Below are 19,581 nucleotides of genomic sequence, written 5' to 3' on the forward strand. Positions count from 1 at the left end.
GTGTGATGTCTTTGTTTATTATGTAAAAAATGTATATTTTGCTTTGTTTTTATTATACGAACTGTCCAAATTCATTTATTTTCGTTTATACCGGAAGAATAAAGTGTAATTTGGAAAACATAGGTACTTTGAAACCATCACCCTATTTCAATCTGAAAGGAGCAACATTTAAAATGACTTCGACCCATTTAATTCCACAACCCAAAACATATGGTCCCTTAGGAAATCTGCCCTTGATTGATACACATGCCCCTGTCCAGTCTCTGGTTAAGCTTGCTAATGAGTACGGTCCCATCTTTCGCATGGATCTGCCTGAAGGAACGAACATTTATATTTCCGATCATAAGCTGGTGGCAGATGCTTGTGATGAATCCCGTTTCGATAAGCAGGTGTGGGCTCCCTTACAAAAAGTACGAGCTTTTGCCGGAGACGGACTATTCACAAGCTGGACTGAGGAACCGAACTGGCGCAAGGCCCATCAAATATTGCTACCAAGCTTCAGTCAGCGGGCTATGAAGGGTTACCACAATATGATGCTTGATCTTGCGGTTCAGCTGGTGCAGAAATGGTCTCGGCTCAATCCAGATGAAAGTGTAGAGGTACCGGAAGATATGACCCGGCTGACTTTGGATACCATCGGATTATGCGGCTTTAATTATCGTTTTAACAGCTTTTACCGCGACCAGCCCCATCCGTTCGTGACCAGTATGACACGCGCACTGGATGAAGCAATGGGTCAGTTGCAACGCCTCAATTTGCAAAACAAGCTGATGTTATCGAAGAAAAAACAGTTTAAACACGACATCGAAACGATGTTCTCTCTGGTGGACAGCATTATTCAAGAACGCAAAACCCTGGGCAACCAAGGTGAAGAGGATTTACTGGCACGTATGCTGGAAGGCAAGGACCCGGAAACAGGTGAAACGCTGGATGATGAAAATATCCGTTATCAGATCATCACCTTCCTCATCGCCGGTCATGAAACGACCAGTGGGCTTTTATCCTTTGCCATTTACTATTTGCTTAAAAATCCACGAACGCTAACCAAAGCCTATGAAGAAGTGGATCGCGTGCTCACCGATTCGCTGCCTTCCTATACTCAGGTGCGTGAGCTCAAGTACATAAGGATGATACTGAATGAAGCTCTGCGGCTATGGCCGACAGCGCCCGCCTTCTCGCTCTTCGCCAAAGAAGATACACTGCTCGACGGAACCTATCCGCTTAAAAAAGGCGACAGTGTAAATGTACTCATCCCGAAACTGCACCGTGATACCGAGGCTTGGGGTGAAGATGTTGAGGAATTTAGACCGGAACGCTTTGAGGACCCATCCGCCATTCCACAAGATGCCTATAAACCGTTTGGCAACGGTCAACGGGCCTGTATTGGACAACAGTTTGCCTTACAGGAGGCCACCCTTGTGCTGGGTATGGTACTGAAACATTTTGAGCTGATTGATCATACTCATTATGAGTTGAAAGTCAAAGAGACGCTCACACTCAAGCCTGAGGGCTTCACCATTCAAGTACGACCGCGTAGCACACAGACTGCCGTCATGCTGCCAGGTGCCGCTCAAGAACTTCATGAACAGGAGGAACAAAAAGTTGCAGCTCCTCATGCCGAAAAACATGATACTTCTTTGCTGTCTTTGTACGGCTCGAATCTGGGTACAGCTGAGGGACTTGCGGGTGAACTAGCCGATTTAGGTCGGAATTGGGGTTTTAACAGTAGCATAGCAACTCTGAATGAACATGTGGACCATTTGCCTAAAGAAGGCGTGGTACTTATTACGACTGCATCTTATAACGGACATCCGCCGGATAATGCTGATGCCTTTGTAGAATGGTTGAAGCAGGTAGACGAGGGCCAACTGGCAGGCATAAGGTACGCTGTCTTTGGTTGCGGTGACCGGAATTGGGCCAGCACGTATCAGCGCATTCCAAGGATGATTGATGAGCTAATGGCTGCCAAAGGGGCAAAGCGACTGTATGATCGGGGCGAGGGCGACGCCAGTGGTGACTTCGAGAAGGATTGGGAAGTCTGGAATCGCGGCCTATGGCCGGAATTGCTGAATGCTTTCGGGATAGAGCACAGTGATACAGAACCACAGGACACCAGCAGTCTGAGCATAGAGTTTGTAAGCGACGTACTTAGCGCTCCTCTGGCGGCCAACTATGAGGCAACTACTGCCGTTGTTACCGCGAATCGTGAATTGCACGCTGCTGAAAGTGAACGCAGTACACGGCATCTGGAGATCCAATTACCAACCGGATTGTCCTATCGCGAGGGTGATCATCTGGGTGTTTTGCCGCGTAATCCTGCTTCGTTGGCGAATAGAGTAATGCAACGCTTTAAGTTACAGGATCAAGACTACATCGTATTGAGAGGCAGTGACCGGGATGCGGCGCATCTCCCCTTAGATCGGCCTGTCAGCGTAGGAGATTTGCTCACTCTCAGTGTGGAACTGCAAGAACCGGCAACGAGAGCCCAGCTACGGCAACTAGCATCCTTTACAGTGTGTCCACCGCACAAGAAAGAAATCGAAGCTTTGCTAGAGGATGCTACCTTTGATCAAGAGATACGACAGAAGCACGTCACGATGCTGGATATTCTGGAGAAGTATCCAGCCTGCGAGCTGCCATTTGAAAACTTTATCTCGCTGTTACCTCCACTCAAGCCTAGGTACTACTCCATCTCAAGCTCTCCGCTTGAATCGGAGAATTCAGCGAGTATAACCGTGGGCGTCGTGCGTGGACCAGCCCGTAGCGGACAGGGCGAATACCTGGGAATTGCCTCCAACTATTTGGCGCAGCTCCAACCAGATGATCCAATTGTCATTTTTGTGCGTAAGCCTCAGTCGGGCTTCCGTTTGCCGGAAGATCCGACGGTGCCTGTCATCATGGTCGGTCCAGGTACTGGAGTGGCACCATTCCGCGGATTCCTCCAAACCCGCCATGTACTTAAAGAAAGAGGGGAACAGCTCGGCGAGGCTCACCTATACTATGGCTGCCGTAATCCTAAGCTTGACTATCTGTACAAGCAAGAGCTGCAAGCCTGGGAGCAGGAAGGAATCGTTACGCTTCATACAGCCTTTTCACGTCTGCCCGATCAACCCAAAAGATACGTGCAGCATGTCATGAAAGAAGATGCGGACACTCTGATTCACTTACTTGATGAAGGAGCGCATCTATATGTATGCGGTGATGGTAGCCGGATGGCTCCCGATGTAGAAAACACCCTTTGTGCTGCTTACGCGGAAGCACACCATACCAGTAAAGAAGAAGCACAGCAATGGTTGGATCGTCTCCAACAGGAAAAACGCTATGCCAAGGATGTCTGGACAGGCATCTAATGATAACAGTATAAGAACAAGCACCATGTTAAAAAATAAAAGGGACTGATTACTGGCCTTCAAACTCGTCGCCAGTAGTTCAGTCCCTTTTATGATTATCTTTCACTCCATTTGGAAGCAATCACATCTACTTTACTTTCTAATAGGTCCATAACCTCCTCGCGGTGCCTAGCCTTGAATAAATCTATGATGTCGATCAAGTCGTTGCGATCTAATAATTTAACCCCGTTGACAGCAGCAAGTGTTTTACAAGATTCCGTATAACGGCCGGAGGTGATAACGATAGACTTGTCGGCCGCATAATAACGCATAGAGGTGTAAATTTCCTGTACTGCTCCCAAGCCCACCGGATGTTGTACGCCATAACGTTTGGCCTGTATGACAACTCTGATGCCTTCACGGTCTGTAAAAACCAGATCCGCTCCAAAATCCCGGCTACTGGTTGTTTTATAGATGTCCTTATAGCCAAGCGCGGATAATAACCGTTGCAAATAAAGCTCAAATTCCGAGCCATCCTCCATACGATCTATATCCTGAATTCCAATTTTGCGTGGGTCCAGATCACGTAAAATCCGATTTCTGCGACCGCGTATCAGTCCTCTGATGATGAGCGCAAACAACACTAAAAGTACAATGAGCCCTATTCCTAATTCCTTGTATGCCAATAATTTTTCTAGCAACATCCAACTCTCCCTTTTCTACCATAAGCGTAGCCGTATCATCCTTAACAGGGAACCCCCCTATGCACGCTGGCTCCCCTATTACATCTCTCTTTATCACATAACAATAGCCCCGCCAGATTCGACGGGGCTATCTTCGTCTTGCCTCAAAGCTGTCTAAATTCCATACTCCGCATCATTATTCGCGATTCAGCAAAGATTCTCCGGCAATACCAGGCTGAGTCATTTGGTACGGGTCCAATATAATGTCCAACTCTTCCTCGGTCAGTACATTATACAGCAGGCACAGCTCGCGCACCGATTTCCCAGTCGTAATTGCTTCGCGGGCAATGCGTGATACTACCTCATATCCAAGGTGGGGATTGAGTGCTGTAATAATACCTACACTGTTCTCCACATATTCACGGCACCGCTCCACATTTGCTTCAATTCCTTCTACACAATGTATACGGAAAACGTGGAAGCCCTGCTTCATAATTTCCAGCGATTGCAGCAGATTGTAGACAAGCACAGGCTCCATCACGTTCAGCTCCAGCTGACCCGCCTCTGAAGCCAGGCAGATCGTATGATCATTACCAATGACCTGAAAAGCAATTTGGTTAATGACCTCACACATCACCGGATTTACCTTACCTGGCATAATGGATGACCCTGGCTGACGAGCAGGCAGACTCAGTTCTCCCAGACCTGCACGAGGTCCGGAAGCCATTAAGCGAATGTCATTTGCCACCTTAGACATATTCATCATACAAATTTTCAAGGCGGCAGACACTTCAGTATAAGCATCCGTATTTTGTGTAGCATCTACAAGATTTTCGTCAGCTTCCACAGGGAAGCCACTGACGTCTGCCAGTACCTCTGCGACACGCTGAATATAACGACGGTCTGCATTCAGGCCAGTACCCACCGCAGTTGCACCCATATTAATCGTTAACAGGTGCTGCTTGGTCGCACGCACGCGTCCGATATCACGACCCAGCACACGCGCATAAGCCTGAAACTCCTGTCCTAATCGGATTGGCACTGCATCCTGAAAGTGGGTTCTACCCATCTTAATCACACTATCAAACTCATTGGCCTTGCGGGAAAATGCTTCCTGAAGCTCACTCATGGTAGCCAACAGCTTATCAATCATGCTTAATACAGCCAAGTGTACGGCTGTAGGAAAAGCATCGTTCGTCGATTGCGCCATATTAACATGATTATTAGGACTGATCTCCTGATAATCTCCGCGTTGCTTGCCAATCAGCTCTAACGCGCGGTTCGCAATCACTTCATTTGTATTCATATTAATGGACGTGCCTGCGCCGCCCTGAATGGGATCGACGATGAAATGATCATGCAACTGTCCTTGTATAATCTCATCAGCAGCCTGAATAATGGCCTCTGCTTTGGAGCGGTGTAAACGAGTTAGTTCCATATTTACCGTCGCTGCTCCCTTTTTCACGATCGCCATGGCTTTAATCAACTCAGGGTGCAGTCGTTGGCCTGTAATTGGAAAATTTTCTTTTGCCCTCAGCGTTTGTACACCGTAATAGGCATCTAATGGTACTTCCTTGGTACCTAAAAAATCATGCTCCAACCTCATATTTTCTGATTCCTCCGCTGTGTTTGCTACGTTCTTCAATTCAGTACAACCAAATTGACATAAAAAGACCTGTTCTGATCCCCTCTTCATTATACTTTCCGATTCCCGTGCTTTACCAGTCGAATAAACGCGGAAAAAGGTTATGTAATCCCATGACAAGTTATGATTACCCGTATATACCACGGTTATTCGGCAAATGCTCAGCTATGACTGGAATACGGATTTAATGGCTTATAATAATATCGAGTGGCATGCAGTTGACCATCGGCTGATTGAGCATAACCCGGAATAACACCAGCTTCCACGAACCCGATCGACTCGTATAGTCCATTGGAGGGATCACCCACCCGCGTATCTAGCACCAGTAACGTTCTATCCTGACTTAGTGCCTCTTCTTCCGCTACCTTCATTAACTGACGTGCGATCCCAAGCCTGCGCCCGGACGGATGTACCATAAGCTTTGCAATTTCCGCACGATGAATAGCGTTAGCTTTTTGAGCCAAATGAAGCTGGACCGTCCCTACAGGTACTTCGTCCTTCTCGGCAATCCACAGAACTACGCCATCCTCAAGTACATTGTTCCAATAAGCTGCTGCTTCCTGATAACCTAATGGGGGGTAAAAAACCTATAGATGCACCGTTTGCAACCACGTCGATTAACAGTCGACTCAGTGAATCTGTCAGGGCTTCGTTCAGAGCTTGAACAGGGTAAACTCTCACTTCGTTAGACATTGTGATTCCTCCCGGTGAGTTCGATAACATACAATAAAGAAAGTAAACTGTCTTTTTAGGATAGCTTACTTTCCATGGTACTTCGTTTACTTAACCACCCTTACTTCTATTACTGCTCTGCCATATAAAAGAACTCCCACAAATGACCATCCAAATCCTGAAAGCTCCATCCATACATAAAACCATGATCTTGAGGTTCATTCGAGGGCTTGCCGCCTGCTTCCAAAGCCTTGCGAACGATCTCGTTCACCTTTTCTCGGCTCTCCACCGATAGAGCAACAATCGCTTCTGTGCTTTTCGTGGCATCTGAAATTTCCTTTGTAGTGAACGCTTTAAAACGTTCTTCAACCAATAGCATGACAAAAATATGCTCACTAACAACCATGCAGGTTGCATGTTCATCAGTGAACTGAGCGTTAAATTCAAATCCAATTGTAGTGAAAAAATCAATGGAGTGCTGTAGGTTTTTAACTGGTAAATTCACAAAAATTTGTTTAGCTGTTACTCCCACGATGCTTCACCTCTTCATTCTACTTTATCATACGACTTCTCCACAAAAGATAACTTAACTACCTCACAAAGTCAATCAATCTGACATTTGCAATTAAACTAACAACTCTTACCTTGTCCCTTAGCTTGCTTTACACCAAGAATAGGCTTGTACAACAAAATGGCTTCAGATGTTTTTTCATCCTGATCCACTTGATCATCCACTCTTGGATTTAGAAGCTGTTCCCTTCCCCAATTTAACCATGATTACGCTTACAAACATATCCTATATTTAAGATACCACAAATTAGCCAATTTAGTACTTAAATTATGTAAAAATGAATTCTTCTTGCCGTAGCATAATCAGATCATATTATTGTAAACTTGTTCTAATACAGAAAAAGGTGGCACACACGCTATGGAGCATTTGCTTAACGATCAGGTCAAAAATATTCAAATCAGCGGCATCCGCAAAATCGCAAATAAAGTTGCCGCATTACCCGGAACGCTCTCCTTAACGATTGGACAGCCGGATTTCCCTACCCCTGCGCATATTATGGAAGCTGCCCATCGGGCGATTGATGAAGGCCGGACCACTTATACACCTAATCCGGGACTGCCGGAATTACGAGAAGCCGCAGCGGCGTTTGTAGCCCGTAAATACGGCCTAAATTACCGTGGACAGGATGAGGTTATCGTAACGAACGGAGCCAGTGAAGCGCTGGATATTACCTTACGCACGATTTTGTCACCCGGTGATGAAGTCATTCTACCCGTGCCAATCTACCCAGGGTACGAGCCATTGATCCGTTTGTCAGGCGGCATTCCTGTGTTTGCCGATACCCGCAGTAGCGGATTCAAGCTCACAGCCGAGGTGCTGGAGCCTTATCTGACCGAACGGACAAAAGCAGTCATTCTCGGATATCCTTCGAATCCGACCGGGCGAGTGATGAGCCGCGAAGAACTGGAAGCGGTCGCCGATTTACTGAAGGAGCGCGATCTGTTTATCATTTCGGACGAAATATACAGCGAACTGATTTACGATACACCCCACGTGTCCATTGCAGCTCTACCAGGTATGCGTGAGCGCACCATCGTCATTAACGGTCTGTCCAAATCACATTCCATGACGGGATGGCGTATTGGTTTTACACTTGCACCCGCTGAAATTACACAGCACATGGTCAAAGTCCATCAGTACAACGTGACCTGCGCTAGCTCAATTAGCCAATATGCAGCACTGGAAGCACTGACCGTCGGGGTGGATGATGCACTTCCGATGCGCGAGGAGTACCGCCGACGTCGCGACTATGTACACGGAAGACTGACTGATATGGGAATTCCACTGGAGAAGCCTGAGGGAGCCTTTTATCTTTTTCCTTCCATCGCCCATTTTGGATTAAGCTCGATGGATTTTACCTTGAAGCTACTGGAAGAGCATGGAGTGGCTGTCGTACCTGGAGATGCCTTTTCCTCCTATGGCGAAGGATACATTCGCTTGTCCTATGCTTACGGACAGGATGTGCTGGAGCAAGGATTGGATAAAATAGAGAAGTTTGTTAGAGGAATGGTGAGGGGTTAAGGTGGTTAGAGGCGCTACGAAGTCCATTTGATCTTCCGATCGCTGTTGCTAGGGGATTCTTGAATTGGATAAAACATTTATAGGTAAGAATCCCTCAGCAAAGGCGAACGCTGCCGCTTCTCCAGATTCAAATGACCCGCTTCGCTCACTGCCCACCTTAAAGTCCCAAAATTCTCTAACGTGTGTGTGGAGCAGCAGGATAAAAGAATACTCACCGCTTTACACGGTGAGTAAACAGAAAAGGCCTCTGAGGCACCCCTACGGGTGGCTCAGAGGCCTTTTCGCTCTTCCACTACTCCCACGGCTATCGGCGTAGGGATTCATGGGTTACTAGCTTTAAGCACGGCGCAGCGGAGGGGGCGGAATGGTGCTGGACAAGCGGAGCGGTCGCCTTTAAATTCCGATTTTAACCTCTAAATATTCAACATAAAAACGGAATTTAACAGCGATGGGAAGCACCATCCGCCACCGCAGCGGCCTCTAATCCACAACTCTTGAATCCTTGCTCCACTCCCCTACTTTAAATGCATTTTGAATTGCAGGAACAATTCATTGTAATGAGCGAGCATGCGCTTGCCTAGATTGTTGTATACTTCCAGCTTATCTGTAATGTCGGACGGAGGGTAAAACCGCTCATCGCCAGAAATATCTTTAGGCAGCAATTTCTTTGCATCCTTGTTTGGCGTGGAGTATCCTACAAACTCGGCATTTTGAGCGGCTACATCGGGCTGCATCATGAAATTGATGAACTTATGAGCCGCATCCACATGGGTAGCCGTTTTTGGAATAACTATATTGTCAAACCACAAGTTGGACCCTTCATCTGGCACGATGTAATCCAGCTTGTCGTTCTCATCCATGATTTCAGACGCATCACCGGACCATACAACTCCAGCAGCAGCTTCCTCGTTTGCCAGCAGCATTTTAATCTCGTCACCGACAACCGCTTTGACATTGGGCGCTAATTTCTCCAGCTTCGTCAAAGCCTGCTGCAAATGTGCCTCATTCGTATCATTCAAGGAATAGTGGAGACTGTTCAGCGACATCCCCACGACTTCCCTCGCACCATCAACCAGCAACAGGTTATTACGCAGCTTCGGGTCCCACAGGCCATCCCAGCTATGAAAATCAATGCCTTTTGTCAGCTCCGGGTTAAACACAATCCCGACGGTACCCCAAAAATACGGAACCGAGTATTGGTTATTCGGATCAAACGAAAGGTTTAGATAATGAGAATCTACATACTTCAAATTCGGTAGCTTGCTATGGTCCAACGGAAGCAACAAATGCTCCTGCTTCATTTTAGCCAAAGCATATTCCGAGGGAACCGCTACATCAAACGAAGTTCCTCCCTGCTCGATTTTCGTCAGCATCGCCTCATTGGAGTCAAAGGTCTGATAAATGACGGTAATTCCTGTCTCCTTCTGAAACCGTTCCAGCAGCTCAGGATCAATGTAGTCTCCCCAGTTGTACACCGTCAGTGTGTTACCACCGGAGTAGCCTTGACTGGAATTCAGCCATGCAGCCACCCCCATCAGCCCAAACGAGATGATGAAAATCGACAGAAACACGCGCACAAGTGACTTCATCTAGGCACCCCCATTTCTGCCGCAGGCTCTTTTTTACCATTACGATTCGCCTTGCGCATAATAAAGTAGTAGCCCACCACCAGCAGCACAGTAAACAGGAAAATGAGCGTGGATAACGCATTGATGGACAAGGAAACCCCTTGACGGGCACGTGAGTATATTTCCACTGATAAGGTCGAATAGCCACTGCCTGTCACAAAAAAGGTTACCGCAAAATCATCCAGCGAGTACGTTAACGCCATAAAGAAGCCCGCATAAATCCCTGGCTTGATAAAGGGCAGAATCACCTTGGTCAGCACATCCAGCCGACTGGCACCCAAATCACGTGCGGCATCGACCAGAGATGGACTCATTTCCTGCAGCCGCGGCAAAATCATAATGACCGCAATTGGTACACTAAATGCAATATGGGATAATAAAACGGAGTAGAAACCCAGCTTAATCCCGACCATCGTGAACAAAATGAGGAAGGAAGCACCAATAATGACGTCCGGGTTCACGATCAATACATTATTGAGCGATAGCAGCGTATTTTTGACTCGACGGTTCTGCATCTGATGAATAGCCAGTGCACCCATGATACCAATAATCGTAGCCAACGCAGACGACAGCAAAGCAATCACCAAGGTGTTAATGACAATAATGATCAAGCGAGTGTCTGCAAACACCTCTTTGTAATATTGGAGTGTAAAACCTTCAAACTCATGCATCGTCCCGCCACTGTTGAAGGAATAGTACATCAAATACAAAATAGGTGCGTACAACACGAGAAAAACAATAACCAAATATATATTCCCAAATCGGTTTTTATTTACCATGCCGCACCCTCCGTTTCGTTCCCGAGGTGAGCAGCATAATGATCCCCATCGCCAAAATCAGGAACACGGCAACCGTAGAGCCCATACCCCAATCCTGAGTAACCAGAAAATGCTGCTCAATGGCCGTCCCCAGTGTAATCACACGGTTACCTGCAATCAGGCGGGTAATCATAAACAGCGATAACGCTGGAATAAACACAGCCATGCAACCGGATCGCACACCCGCAAGCGTTAACGGGAAAATAACCCTGCGAAACGCGGTCCACTTGGAGGCTCCCAAATCACGGGCTGCGTCCAGCAATGAAGGGTTTAACCCTTCCAACGCGTTATAGATGGGCAAAATCATAAAAGGTACAAAAATATAAACCGACACAAACACAAAGCTGGAGCTGGTAAACAATAATTGCTGACCTCCCAACCCAACCATACCTAACACCGCATTCACCGGGCCATAGGTACCAAATATCCCGATAAAAGCATACGTTTTGAGTAACAGGTTAATCCAGGTCGGCAAAATAATGAGCAACAGCCATAGTTGCTTATGCTTGGTGCGTGTGAGCAAATATGCTGCTGGGTAAGCAACTAACAGTGAAAATACAGTGATCAGAAATGCATACCAAAACGAGCTAAGCGTCATGCTCAAATAAACGGGTGTCAGAAACTGAGCATAGTTATTGAATGTGAGATGACCATCCACATCAAACAGTGAATAGTAAAACACAAGTACAACCGGAGCCGCCACAAACAGCACAATCCATAAATAATAAGGCAGCAGATACGCTGCTCTTGTATTACCGGACATGCTGATCCACCTCTTCATAGGCTTCCAGACGCCGATCAAATTCTTCCTCTGTTTCCCCGAACCGCATCACATGGATCGCTTCCGGGTCAAATCGCAGACCGATTTCACTGCCCAGCTCCGCCTTTTTGGTAGAATGCACGAGCCATTCCTGTCCTGAATCATCATAGCAGCTTATTTCATAGTGAACACCACGGAACAATTGGGTATCCACTTTTACACGCAGCTTGCCTTCAACAACACTCGTAATCTCCAGATCCTCCGGTCGGATCACAATTTCAATGGGCTCGTTCGGACGCAATCCTCCGTCGACACATTCAAACTGTCGACCGTTAAATTCCACTTGGTAATCCGCAATCATACGTCCTGGGACAATATTGGATTCGCCGATGAAATCAGCAACAAACCGATTGATCGGCTCATCATAAATATCATTAGGCGTACCACTCTGCTCAATCTTACCTTTGTTCATGACAAAAATTTCGTCCGACATGGCCAGTGCTTCCTCCTGATCATGCGTAACGAAAATAAAGGTAATACCAAGGCGCTGCTGCATTTCGCGCAAAATGTACTGCATTTCAGTACGCAGCTTTAAATCCAGTGCAGACAACGGTTCATCCAACAAGAGAACGTCAGGCTCATTGACGATAGCCCGGGCGATGGCTACACGCTGACGCTGTCCACCGGACATCTCAGAAATTTCCCGCTCGCCGTAGCCTTCCAGATTGACAAAGGACAGCGCCTGTGTCACCTTCTCCTGAACGTCCTTTTTGTTCATCTTTTTGATTCGCAGACCAAAAGCTACATTTTCAAACACATTCAGATGCGGAAATAGCGCATAATCCTGAAAAACCGTATTGACCTGCCGCTCATTGGCTGGAACACGATTAATGAGTTTTCCATTCAAATAAATAGAGCCTTCTGTCGGCTCCGCAAAACCTGCAATCATGCGCAATATCGTCGTTTTACCACAGCCGGAAGGCCCCAGCAGTGTATAAAATTTACCACGCTCAATCTCAAAACTGACGTCCGCCAGCACTGGGGGATCGTTGTCATATTGCTTGGTCACCCGTTCAAATCGGATGATGGTTTGCTCTCCCATAACACCCTCCTTCAAAAATTCGACTTCATTCCATTTCATTCTTTTTATTAAACATAATTATTCAGGGCGCCTCATTTACTCTTGAGACTTCCATGTAAAATAGTCTGTCAGCACACGAATGGCTACACCGATCGCTTCTTCCGCAGGCTCCAGCTTGGCATGATGCAAACCATAAGGCGTATCCACACCAAGCCAGAACATCAGACCGGGAATTCGCTCCAGAAAATACCCGAAGTCTTCTCCGGTCATCGCTTCTCCGCATTCAATAAGCTGCACATCCTGCCGATTACGGATCCAGTTCATGAATTCCTTGGTCACCTGAGCTTCATTGTACACTTGCAAATAATTTGAGCCATAATGAATCTCGGCATGACATTCAAATCCAGCTTCCACACCTCGCACCAGCGCTTCAATCCGTGATTTAACCAGCATCATCGTATCAGCTGACAACGTTCGGATCGTACCCTCCAAACGGGCGGTTTCCGCGATAATATTCTGCTTCGTGCCTCCGCTAACCTTTCCCACGGTAATGACCGCTGCATCGAGTGGATTCACATTACGGGCTACAACCGTCTGTAATTGTCCCACCAGTTGGCAAGCAGCCACTACCATATCATTCGCCTTGTGTGGATACGCAGCATGCCCGCCCATACCCTTCAAGTCGATGAACAGCTCCGACGTATTGGCAAATAGGATACCCGGGCGGGTCGCAATTGTACCGACAGGATATTCAGGTGCAACATGCAGCGCGACAATTTCATCAGGTATCCAGTCGGCCAGCTCCGTGCTGTCCCGCATAGGTAATGCTCCACCAGGTCCTTCCTCAGCCGGTTGAAACAGCACAACCAGATCATCCTTAATCGGATGGCTTGCAAAGTGAGTAACAATTCCCAATCCAATCGTCATATGCAAATCGTGTCCACAAGCATGCATATAGCCGGGATGGGTCGAACGGAAATCGTACCCTGTCTCTTCTTCAATCGGCAAACCGTCCATATCACAACGATATCCATAGCGGCGTTCAGGAGCTGTTCCATGAATGAACACTAACACGCCCGTACGCCATGTACGAATTTCCAGCCGCTCCTGAGGGAGCGTTTCCAAATAATCCAGCAAATATTGTTGTGTTTTGTATTCCTCAAAACCCGGTTCGGGAATTTGGTGTAAATCCCTTCGTATTTGGACAAAAGAACGATAGTCGACCGTACTCATTGCTGCTACGCCTCCTCTTTATAGATCATCAGCTCTTATCGGGCAAAAGAACAAAAGGACAAAAGCCCGGCGCAGCCGCCGAGCCTTGTCCGTTGTGCTTCGTCCCTAAGTTATGCTGTCAGTGCATCATGCTTCTGACAAGGAATCGTTCACCTTTGGTACATAAAAAACTTCTGCATTCTTACAGAACGCGCAGTTCTTTCAAAATCTCAGTTTTAGATTTGGTCTTATCGTCGACCTGTTTGATCACACGTGCAGGTGTACCCGCCACTACGGAGTATTCAGGCACATCTTCAGTTACAACCGCTCCGGCTGCAACAACTGCACCTTTACCAATGCGTACGCCTTCCAGTACAACCGAGTTCGCACCGATCAATACTTCGTCTTCTACGATAACAGGCTGTGCGGACGGTGGCTCAATGACACCCGCCAGGACAACGCCTGCACCGATGTGGCACATGTTGCCTACTTTAACACGACCGCCCAGCACAGCATTCATATCAATCATCGTGCCTTCACCAATGGTGACACCGATGTTAATCACTGCACCCATCATGATGACTGCGTTGTTACCGATGCCAACCATATCACGGATATATGCGCCTGGCTCAATGCGTGCATTAATGCCTTTCAGATCCAACATTGGAACAGCGGAGTTACGGCGATCATTTTCCACCACATAGTCTTCTTCTTTCGCGTTTGCGCTATCCAGTACCGGCTTGATATCAGCCCAATCCCCAAATACAACACCACTGTCTCCAGAAATAAAAGCTTGAACATTCTCGCCAAAAGATGCGGAAGCCAAAGCTCCTTTTACATATACTTTAACAGGCGTCTTTTTCTTGCTGTTTTTAATCACGTTGATGACTTCTTGTGTATTCATTTCGATGGACATAGTAAATCTAACAACTCCTTCATCGCTTCATACGACTTCGCAAGCCGGAATGATCTTATTCTCTCATCCTTTATAGCACAAAAGTGCAGGTCTCGCAATTATAGATTAGACCCTTATAGCTCTAACCTAGCCCTTAAAATAACCATTTTCAGCGGCATGACTGCCTTAAATTCATGATTGTAAGCCGCCGATCATCCCGCATCAAAGTAGGGTTATTTATTAGCTTGCAGGCTCTCCAGCGATGTATAAATGTAGGATTGGAATCCTTCAGCAGGTTCACCTTGTGGAATGTTCACTTTCACGATGAAACCGCCTGTTTTATTTTCTACAACTATATATTGCTGTGTCATCTTCGAACTGCTCGCTTGTAAGAACAGACGGCTACTGGATAACGCTTCAGGTATGGCTGCTTTGTCCAGCTTTTGCACCTTACCGATGGAAGCTAGATCCTTTTCGCCTTCTTTTTGAAGTTCGTCCAGATTAAAATCGGAGGGTAGCTTCGTAATTTCAGCATAATAGTTATCATCTACAGCCAAGGCAACACGGTTTTGATCAGGAAACAGGGACATCGGATCAAACACATACAGCGAATATCCCTCTCCTTTTGCTAATGTCGCAGTCTGCTTTTCCTTTTTTCCCTCAAGGGTGAGATCAAAAGTTTGAGTCTTTGTGCGTTCTCCGCCTACTGCTTGACCAGCACTTCCGTTTTGATTGCCATCTGCTGCAGCCTCTGTTTTTTGTATTTTCGTTAAAGTCAGTTGCTTCGCCGTCGCGTCGCCCTCTACTGCTTTTTCGGTGTATTCAAACGCTACTGTATCGCCTTCCTTAAGTCCAGCTATTACCGTGTCCAGTCCGTCCCCCAATTGGAAGGATTGGGCTTCGCCATTGGTTCCAATCTCTACCGTATGCGGGTCAGCAGCTCCATTGTATACACCTGTGCCTTTTTTAACCTCCGACTCAGCGATTGTCTCCGGTTTAACTTGCGGCTGCTGTTGCGTTTGCGGTTGGTCTGACCCTTGAGGTGCGGTGTTATGGGTTTGCGGTTTCGTTCCACAGGCTGACAGAGCCAGCACTGCCACTACAGTCAGTAGTATGATTGAAATTGTGTTTTGTTTTTTCATAAAATCCACCTCCACTATGATAGACGAGCTTGTGCAGCAAAAGTTCTACGCAGCATCTCACTTAAAATCCAAAATCCTACCTCCTGCTCCCGTTTATTATATTCTCAGGATTTTGCAAAATCCTAATACCACGGGAATGTTAGGTACGGTATAATGGGCTGTATTAACCTAATTTTCGAGATACCGCTTGGAAGGAACATAGACGTATTTATTTTCCCCCATACGGATGGAGCTGCCACGTGAATCAAGCACACAAACCGTCGTTTTCCTTTGAATTATTGTACATCATAGGTATTATCGCTATTTCGTTCTCCTCGATCTTCGTAAGATGGTCTGAAGCCGAGGTGTCCGTCATCGCTATGTACCGTTTGTACCTAACCAATCTGATCATGCTGCCTTTGGTCTGGAAGTACCGCACCGAGCTGTTTAGCCTGACCCGCAAGCAGTGGATGCTGATCCTCTGGTCCGGTATTGCGCTGGGGCTGCATTTCTTGCTCTGGATGGGCTCACTGCGACTGACCACCGTTGCAAGCTCTACCGTTATTATGACATTGGAGCCGATCCTTGTCATGCTCGGTTCATTTTTGTTTTTCCGGACGGGCACGAATCGCGCTATGCTCATCGGGATGGGTATGGCTTTTATCGGCTCGCTGGCCATCGGAGCTGGAGACTTCCATGTCTCTGGACAAGCCCTGCTCGGGGACGCACTGTCCTTCTTGGGTATGGTAGCCGTGTCCATTCATATGCTGATGGGCAAGCATCTGCGCGAGCATTTGAGCGCGTTTGTGTATAATTTTTGGGTTTTTGCCATCGCAGCCACATCACTTGCGCTGTATAATGTGGTCAATGCCATTCCTTTTACCGGATACGCTCCACGGGAATGGGGACTGTTCCTGCTGTTAGCCATTGTACCTACGCTGTTCGGACATTACCTATTTAACTGGCTGCTCAAATACATTAACGCAACTGCGGTGTCGATGGCGGTACTCGGCGAGCCCGTTATTTCTTCCTTGCTAGCTTGGGTGCTGCTCGGGGAAAGGTTGTCTACTTTACAATTTGGTGCAGGCTTTTTCATCCTGTTCGGGGTATGGATTTTTATCCGATACGGAACGGATTTTAAAAAGAAAGTTGTCCATCAAAGTGAGTTGCCCGACACTGAGCACCCCCTGAAGACCAGCTCTTAACTTATTTACCCCATTTTCATAAACCATACTCAATGAATTAAATTCACTTCTAAAAAAAGGAAGGCGGAATTCTCTATGAAATCCATCGTATCCAAACGCTGGCTGCTAGCCCGATTGTATGAGCCGGACATGATCATCGCCGACTGCCGTTCCCTGCTCGGACAAGCCGGAGCTGGGCGGACTCAATTTAATGAAGACCATATTCCAGGGGCGGTTCATTTCGATTTGGAAGAAGACCTTACCGCTCCTCTTGCTGAGCATGGGGGTCGCCATCCCTTACCTGATGTGGATACACTTGCTGCACGTCTAAGTCGTGCCGGAATCAATGCTGCCTCGCGCATCGTCGCTTATGATGACCAAGGCGGTATGATGGCTTCCCGCTTCTGGTGGCTCCTGCGCTATCTCGGGCATGAGCAGGTATATGTGCTGGAAGAAGGCTACAGCGCTTGGAAGGAAGCGAAGTTCCCCGTTACGGCAGACCAGCCGATTCGCATTCCCTCGACCTTTGTGGCAAATATTCAGCCACAAATGCTCACAAGTATGAAAGAAGTACGACGTATATCCGAAGATTCTGTTCCTGTTGGCTCCTATATCGGTTTTTCACCTATATTGATCGATTCCAGAGAGCGGCCGCGCTACCTGGGACTGGAAGAGCCTATAGATCAAGCAGCGGGGCATATCCCCGGTGCAGTGAATTTCTTCTGGAAAGAGGTCTTAGACGAAAAGGGTACATTTAAAAGCGCAGAGCAGTTGAAACAGCATTTCTCAGACCTTGATCAGAACGCTGAGATCATCGTATATTGCGGATCAGGCGTATCCGCCTGTCCGAATGTACTGGCCCTGAATGAAGCTGGATTTAATAAGGTGCGTTTATATCCGGGAAGCTGGAGCGACTGGATCAGTTACGAGGAGAATCCGGTGGCGACCGGGGAGGAATAAAAAGTTTTCAGCGGATATACAGACTCTAAAGACAAATACACTGTCCTAAGCGACTAGGCTTAGGCAGTGTGTTTGCTTTTGGTCAAAAGTACACAAAAAGTCAACTTGAGCCGAGTGAAACAATAAAACGATGTAGTTGAAGTTGCTCGCTTCTTATAATAGCTATCCAATATTTTGAACAAATATATATCTTAATTCATATTCTTTCTGTCGTTTTTCAGCATATATCAGAGTTTCTCTTATGGAACCTGTTTCTAATATATTCAAGTCATTAAAATGTTCTATTAAATCTTCTTCAGTGAAGAAGTGAGCATATTTTCCTTTCTTGTATTCATATGTTCCTTCCTCAACTTCCCTACCCACACCATTATTAAAATCGCGATCAGAAAAACACGTAAAATACATCACTCCCGATTCCTTCAAATGCTTCACGCAATTCTGTACCAGTTTTTTTCGGTCTTCTAACAAAAATAAATGTAATAAATCATAACAATATATTCCATCATACCTTTGGCTTGTAGTAAACTCTAATACCGATTCTTGAATAAAATTAGTTTTTAAATCCCATTCTTTTGCTAGATTTATAGCTGAACTAGATATCTCAATTCCATCAACCTGAAAATAAGAAGAGAACGCCTTCGTATTTCTTCCATATCCAGCACCAGGAACCAAAATATCATGTACATTATTTTTTTTGAACAAATCTATAGCTTGGATTACAGTTTGACTTGGTTCACAACCCCAAATCATTCCTTCTTCAGTAAATCTTTTGTTCCAATAATCCCCCATATGATTCACCCGCCTATATACTCACATAGCTCTTCTTTTAAGCTCATCAATCTGTCTGATATGATGTTGATCATGCCAGATAAAATCTCTTAAATATGATATTACAGTAAACTTCCCGTCAGCATATTCTTTAGTAAACTTGTCGTCTTCAAAACTCTCTATACTCTCCAATATCATGTTACGGTACTGAATAGTCATTTTAATTAATTCTTCTTTCGTTTTTGTTTTTCCATATTCAACAGCATCCTGATTAAATTGTTCAAAATCCATATGTGTTAATGTCAAAGGCGCATCGTTTAATATCGGATTTATGGCTACTTCATAAAAGTATTTATCCCACAGTAATATATGACTTACGATATCGTGAACTGACCATTTATCTTCAGCAATCTTTATTTTCCAATCCATTTCACGAATCTCAGAAACAAAACGTATCCATTCCTTGAACTCCTCTAGTAACCGCGACCTCTCATTCATGGTTTCCGACTCCTCTTTTCAAATTTGAGTTAGTTAGAATAACGTATTTGTATTCATGAACCCCAAAGGGGTTGCCTTCTGAAAATCTTTTTATGAATTCTATAATAATTATATCTTTCAGCATCTATTTCTATCTCTCCTACAAACTTAAAATTACTTTTTTGAATAACTTATTTGATGCTGCATTCTCAAGTAATGCAATTGCGTTTAATTCTTTAATCCCGTATTTTCAAAT

At 46.0% G+C, this 19,581-nt stretch carries 16 protein-coding genes and 1 pseudogene; 4 read left to right on the forward strand and 13 right to left on the reverse strand.

Annotated elements, in window-relative coordinates:
- The first annotated feature begins 173 nt into the window (after positions 1-173).
- Entirely contained in the window at positions 174-3,350 is a 3,177-nt protein-coding gene (locus MKY16_RS16730) for a bifunctional cytochrome P450/NADPH--P450 reductase (RefSeq protein ID WP_340956231.1), read from the forward strand.
- Positions 3,351-3,445: 95 nt separating this feature from the next.
- On the opposite strand, the gene MKY16_RS16735 is transcribed toward MKY16_RS16730, so the two are convergent.
- The 4 genes and pseudogenes from MKY16_RS16735 to MKY16_RS16750 all read right to left on the reverse strand — a co-directional run bounded on the left by MKY16_RS16735 (position 3,446) and on the right by MKY16_RS16750 (position 6,861).
- Positions 3,446-4,033, reverse strand: coding sequence for a restriction endonuclease (locus tag MKY16_RS16735; protein WP_165149872.1), 588 nt, complete (start codon positions 4,031-4,033; stop codon positions 3,446-3,448).
- 175 nt (positions 4,034-4,208) lie between these two features.
- Complete coding sequence (gene aspA, locus MKY16_RS16740; protein ID WP_340956233.1) at positions 4,209-5,618, reverse strand: aspartate ammonia-lyase; 1,410 nt, start codon at positions 5,616-5,618, stop codon at positions 4,209-4,211.
- Positions 5,619-5,818: 200 nt separating this feature from the next.
- Positions 5,819-6,350: pseudogene (locus MKY16_RS16745) on the reverse strand (GNAT family N-acetyltransferase).
- Positions 6,351-6,459: 109 nt separating this feature from the next.
- On the reverse strand, positions 6,460-6,861 hold the full coding sequence (locus MKY16_RS16750; protein ID WP_340956235.1) for a VOC family protein: 402 nt from the start codon (positions 6,859-6,861) through the stop codon (positions 6,460-6,462).
- A gap of 396 nt (positions 6,862-7,257) precedes the next feature.
- Here MKY16_RS16750 and MKY16_RS16755 point away from each other — a divergent pair, with 396 nt between their 5' ends.
- Positions 7,258-8,421: an aminotransferase A gene (locus tag MKY16_RS16755; RefSeq protein WP_340956238.1), complete on the forward strand. Its 1,164-nt coding sequence runs from the start codon at positions 7,258-7,260 to the stop codon at positions 8,419-8,421.
- Positions 8,422-8,936: 515 nt separating this feature from the next.
- Here the strand turns inward: MKY16_RS16755 and MKY16_RS16760 are convergent.
- The 7 genes from MKY16_RS16760 to MKY16_RS16790 form a co-directional block, all read right to left on the reverse strand.
- Positions 8,937-10,010 carry an ABC transporter substrate-binding protein gene (locus MKY16_RS16760; RefSeq protein ID WP_340956240.1) on the reverse strand — a complete coding sequence of 358 codons (1,074 nt, stop codon included), beginning with the start codon at positions 10,008-10,010 and terminating at the stop codon, positions 8,937-8,939.
- Positions 10,007-10,828 carry an ABC transporter permease gene (locus MKY16_RS16765; protein ID WP_013372269.1) on the reverse strand — a complete coding sequence of 274 codons (822 nt, stop codon included), beginning with the start codon at positions 10,826-10,828 and terminating at the stop codon, positions 10,007-10,009. The genes MKY16_RS16760 and MKY16_RS16765 overlap by 4 nt, the downstream gene beginning before the upstream one ends.
- Positions 10,818-11,630 (reverse strand): ABC transporter permease, encoded by an 813-nt coding sequence (locus tag MKY16_RS16770; protein WP_023989586.1) that lies wholly within the window; start codon positions 11,628-11,630, stop codon positions 10,818-10,820. The genes MKY16_RS16765 and MKY16_RS16770 overlap by 11 nt, the downstream gene beginning before the upstream one ends.
- A complete protein-coding gene (locus MKY16_RS16775) occupies positions 11,620-12,729 on the reverse strand; it encodes an ABC transporter ATP-binding protein (RefSeq protein ID WP_322252248.1) in 1,110 nt (369 codons plus the stop codon). The genes MKY16_RS16770 and MKY16_RS16775 overlap by 11 nt, the downstream gene beginning before the upstream one ends.
- Positions 12,730-12,804: 75 nt before the next feature.
- Entirely contained in the window at positions 12,805-13,941 is a 1,137-nt protein-coding gene (locus MKY16_RS16780) for an N-acetyldiaminopimelate deacetylase (RefSeq protein ID WP_340956243.1), read from the reverse strand.
- Positions 13,942-14,122: 181 nt separating this feature from the next.
- Positions 14,123-14,836, reverse strand: a complete 714-nt coding sequence (dapD, locus tag MKY16_RS16785; protein ID WP_029515436.1) for a 2,3,4,5-tetrahydropyridine-2,6-dicarboxylate N-acetyltransferase — start codon at positions 14,834-14,836, stop codon at positions 14,123-14,125.
- A 212-nt stretch (positions 14,837-15,048) separates the two neighbouring features.
- On the reverse strand, positions 15,049-15,957 hold the full coding sequence (locus tag MKY16_RS16790; RefSeq protein ID WP_340956245.1) for a hypothetical protein: 909 nt from the start codon (positions 15,955-15,957) through the stop codon (positions 15,049-15,051).
- 239 nt (positions 15,958-16,196) lie between these two features.
- Here MKY16_RS16790 and MKY16_RS16795 point away from each other — a divergent pair, with 239 nt between their 5' ends.
- Together MKY16_RS16795 and MKY16_RS16800 are read left to right on the forward strand one after the other, a co-directional pair.
- Positions 16,197-17,141 (forward strand): DMT family transporter, encoded by a 945-nt coding sequence (locus MKY16_RS16795; RefSeq protein ID WP_029515438.1) that lies wholly within the window; start codon positions 16,197-16,199, stop codon positions 17,139-17,141.
- Between the two features lie 75 nt (positions 17,142-17,216).
- Positions 17,217-18,080, forward strand: a complete 864-nt coding sequence (locus MKY16_RS16800) for a sulfurtransferase (RefSeq protein WP_340956247.1) — start codon at positions 17,217-17,219, stop codon at positions 18,078-18,080.
- 162 nt (positions 18,081-18,242) lie between these two features.
- Here the strand turns inward: MKY16_RS16800 and MKY16_RS16805 are convergent, their stop codons facing one another.
- Positions 18,243-18,869 (reverse strand): class I SAM-dependent methyltransferase, encoded by a 627-nt coding sequence (locus tag MKY16_RS16805; RefSeq protein ID WP_340956248.1) that lies wholly within the window; start codon positions 18,867-18,869, stop codon positions 18,243-18,245.
- 21 nt (positions 18,870-18,890) lie between these two features.
- Positions 18,891-19,346 carry a DinB family protein gene (locus MKY16_RS16810; protein ID WP_029515442.1) on the reverse strand — a complete coding sequence of 152 codons (456 nt, stop codon included), beginning with the start codon at positions 19,344-19,346 and terminating at the stop codon, positions 18,891-18,893.
- Positions 19,347-19,581 lie beyond the last annotated feature (235 nt).

The organism is Paenibacillus sp. FSL L8-0641 (genome assembly GCF_038006265.1).
Lineage (GTDB): Bacteria > Bacillota > Bacilli > Paenibacillales > Paenibacillaceae > Paenibacillus > Paenibacillus polymyxa_D.

Excerpts from the sequence above, each read along its gene's own strand:
- MKY16_RS16730 (WP_340956231.1), top strand. The coding sequence starts at position 174 with ATGACTTCGACCCATTTAATTCCACAACCCAAAACATATGGTCCCTTA.
- MKY16_RS16735 (WP_165149872.1), bottom strand. The coding sequence starts at position 4,033 with ATGTTGCTAGAAAAATTATTGGCATACAAGGAATTAGGAATAGGGCTC.
- aspA (WP_340956233.1), bottom strand. The coding sequence starts at position 5,618 with ATGAGGTTGGAGCATGATTTTTTAGGTACCAAGGAAGTACCATTAGAT.
- MKY16_RS16755 (WP_340956238.1), top strand. The coding sequence starts at position 7,258 with ATGGAGCATTTGCTTAACGATCAGGTCAAAAATATTCAAATCAGCGGC.
- MKY16_RS16760 (WP_340956240.1), bottom strand. The coding sequence starts at position 10,010 with ATGAAGTCACTTGTGCGCGTGTTTCTGTCGATTTTCATCATCTCGTTT.
- MKY16_RS16765 (WP_013372269.1), bottom strand. The coding sequence starts at position 10,828 with ATGGTAAATAAAAACCGATTTGGGAATATATATTTGGTTATTGTTTTT.
- MKY16_RS16770 (WP_023989586.1), bottom strand. The coding sequence starts at position 11,630 with ATGTCCGGTAATACAAGAGCAGCGTATCTGCTGCCTTATTATTTATGG.
- MKY16_RS16775 (WP_322252248.1), bottom strand. The coding sequence starts at position 12,729 with ATGGGAGAGCAAACCATCATCCGATTTGAACGGGTGACCAAGCAATAT.
- MKY16_RS16780 (WP_340956243.1), bottom strand. The coding sequence starts at position 13,941 with ATGAGTACGGTCGACTATCGTTCTTTTGTCCAAATACGAAGGGATTTA.
- dapD (WP_029515436.1), bottom strand. The coding sequence starts at position 14,836 with ATGTCCATCGAAATGAATACACAAGAAGTCATCAACGTGATTAAAAAC.
- MKY16_RS16790 (WP_340956245.1), bottom strand. The coding sequence starts at position 15,957 with ATGAAAAAACAAAACACAATTTCAATCATACTACTGACTGTAGTGGCA.
- MKY16_RS16800 (WP_340956247.1), top strand. The coding sequence starts at position 17,217 with ATGAAATCCATCGTATCCAAACGCTGGCTGCTAGCCCGATTGTATGAG.
- MKY16_RS16805 (WP_340956248.1), bottom strand. The coding sequence starts at position 18,869 with ATGGGGGATTATTGGAACAAAAGATTTACTGAAGAAGGAATGATTTGG.
- MKY16_RS16810 (WP_029515442.1), bottom strand. The coding sequence starts at position 19,346 with ATGAATGAGAGGTCGCGGTTACTAGAGGAGTTCAAGGAATGGATACGT.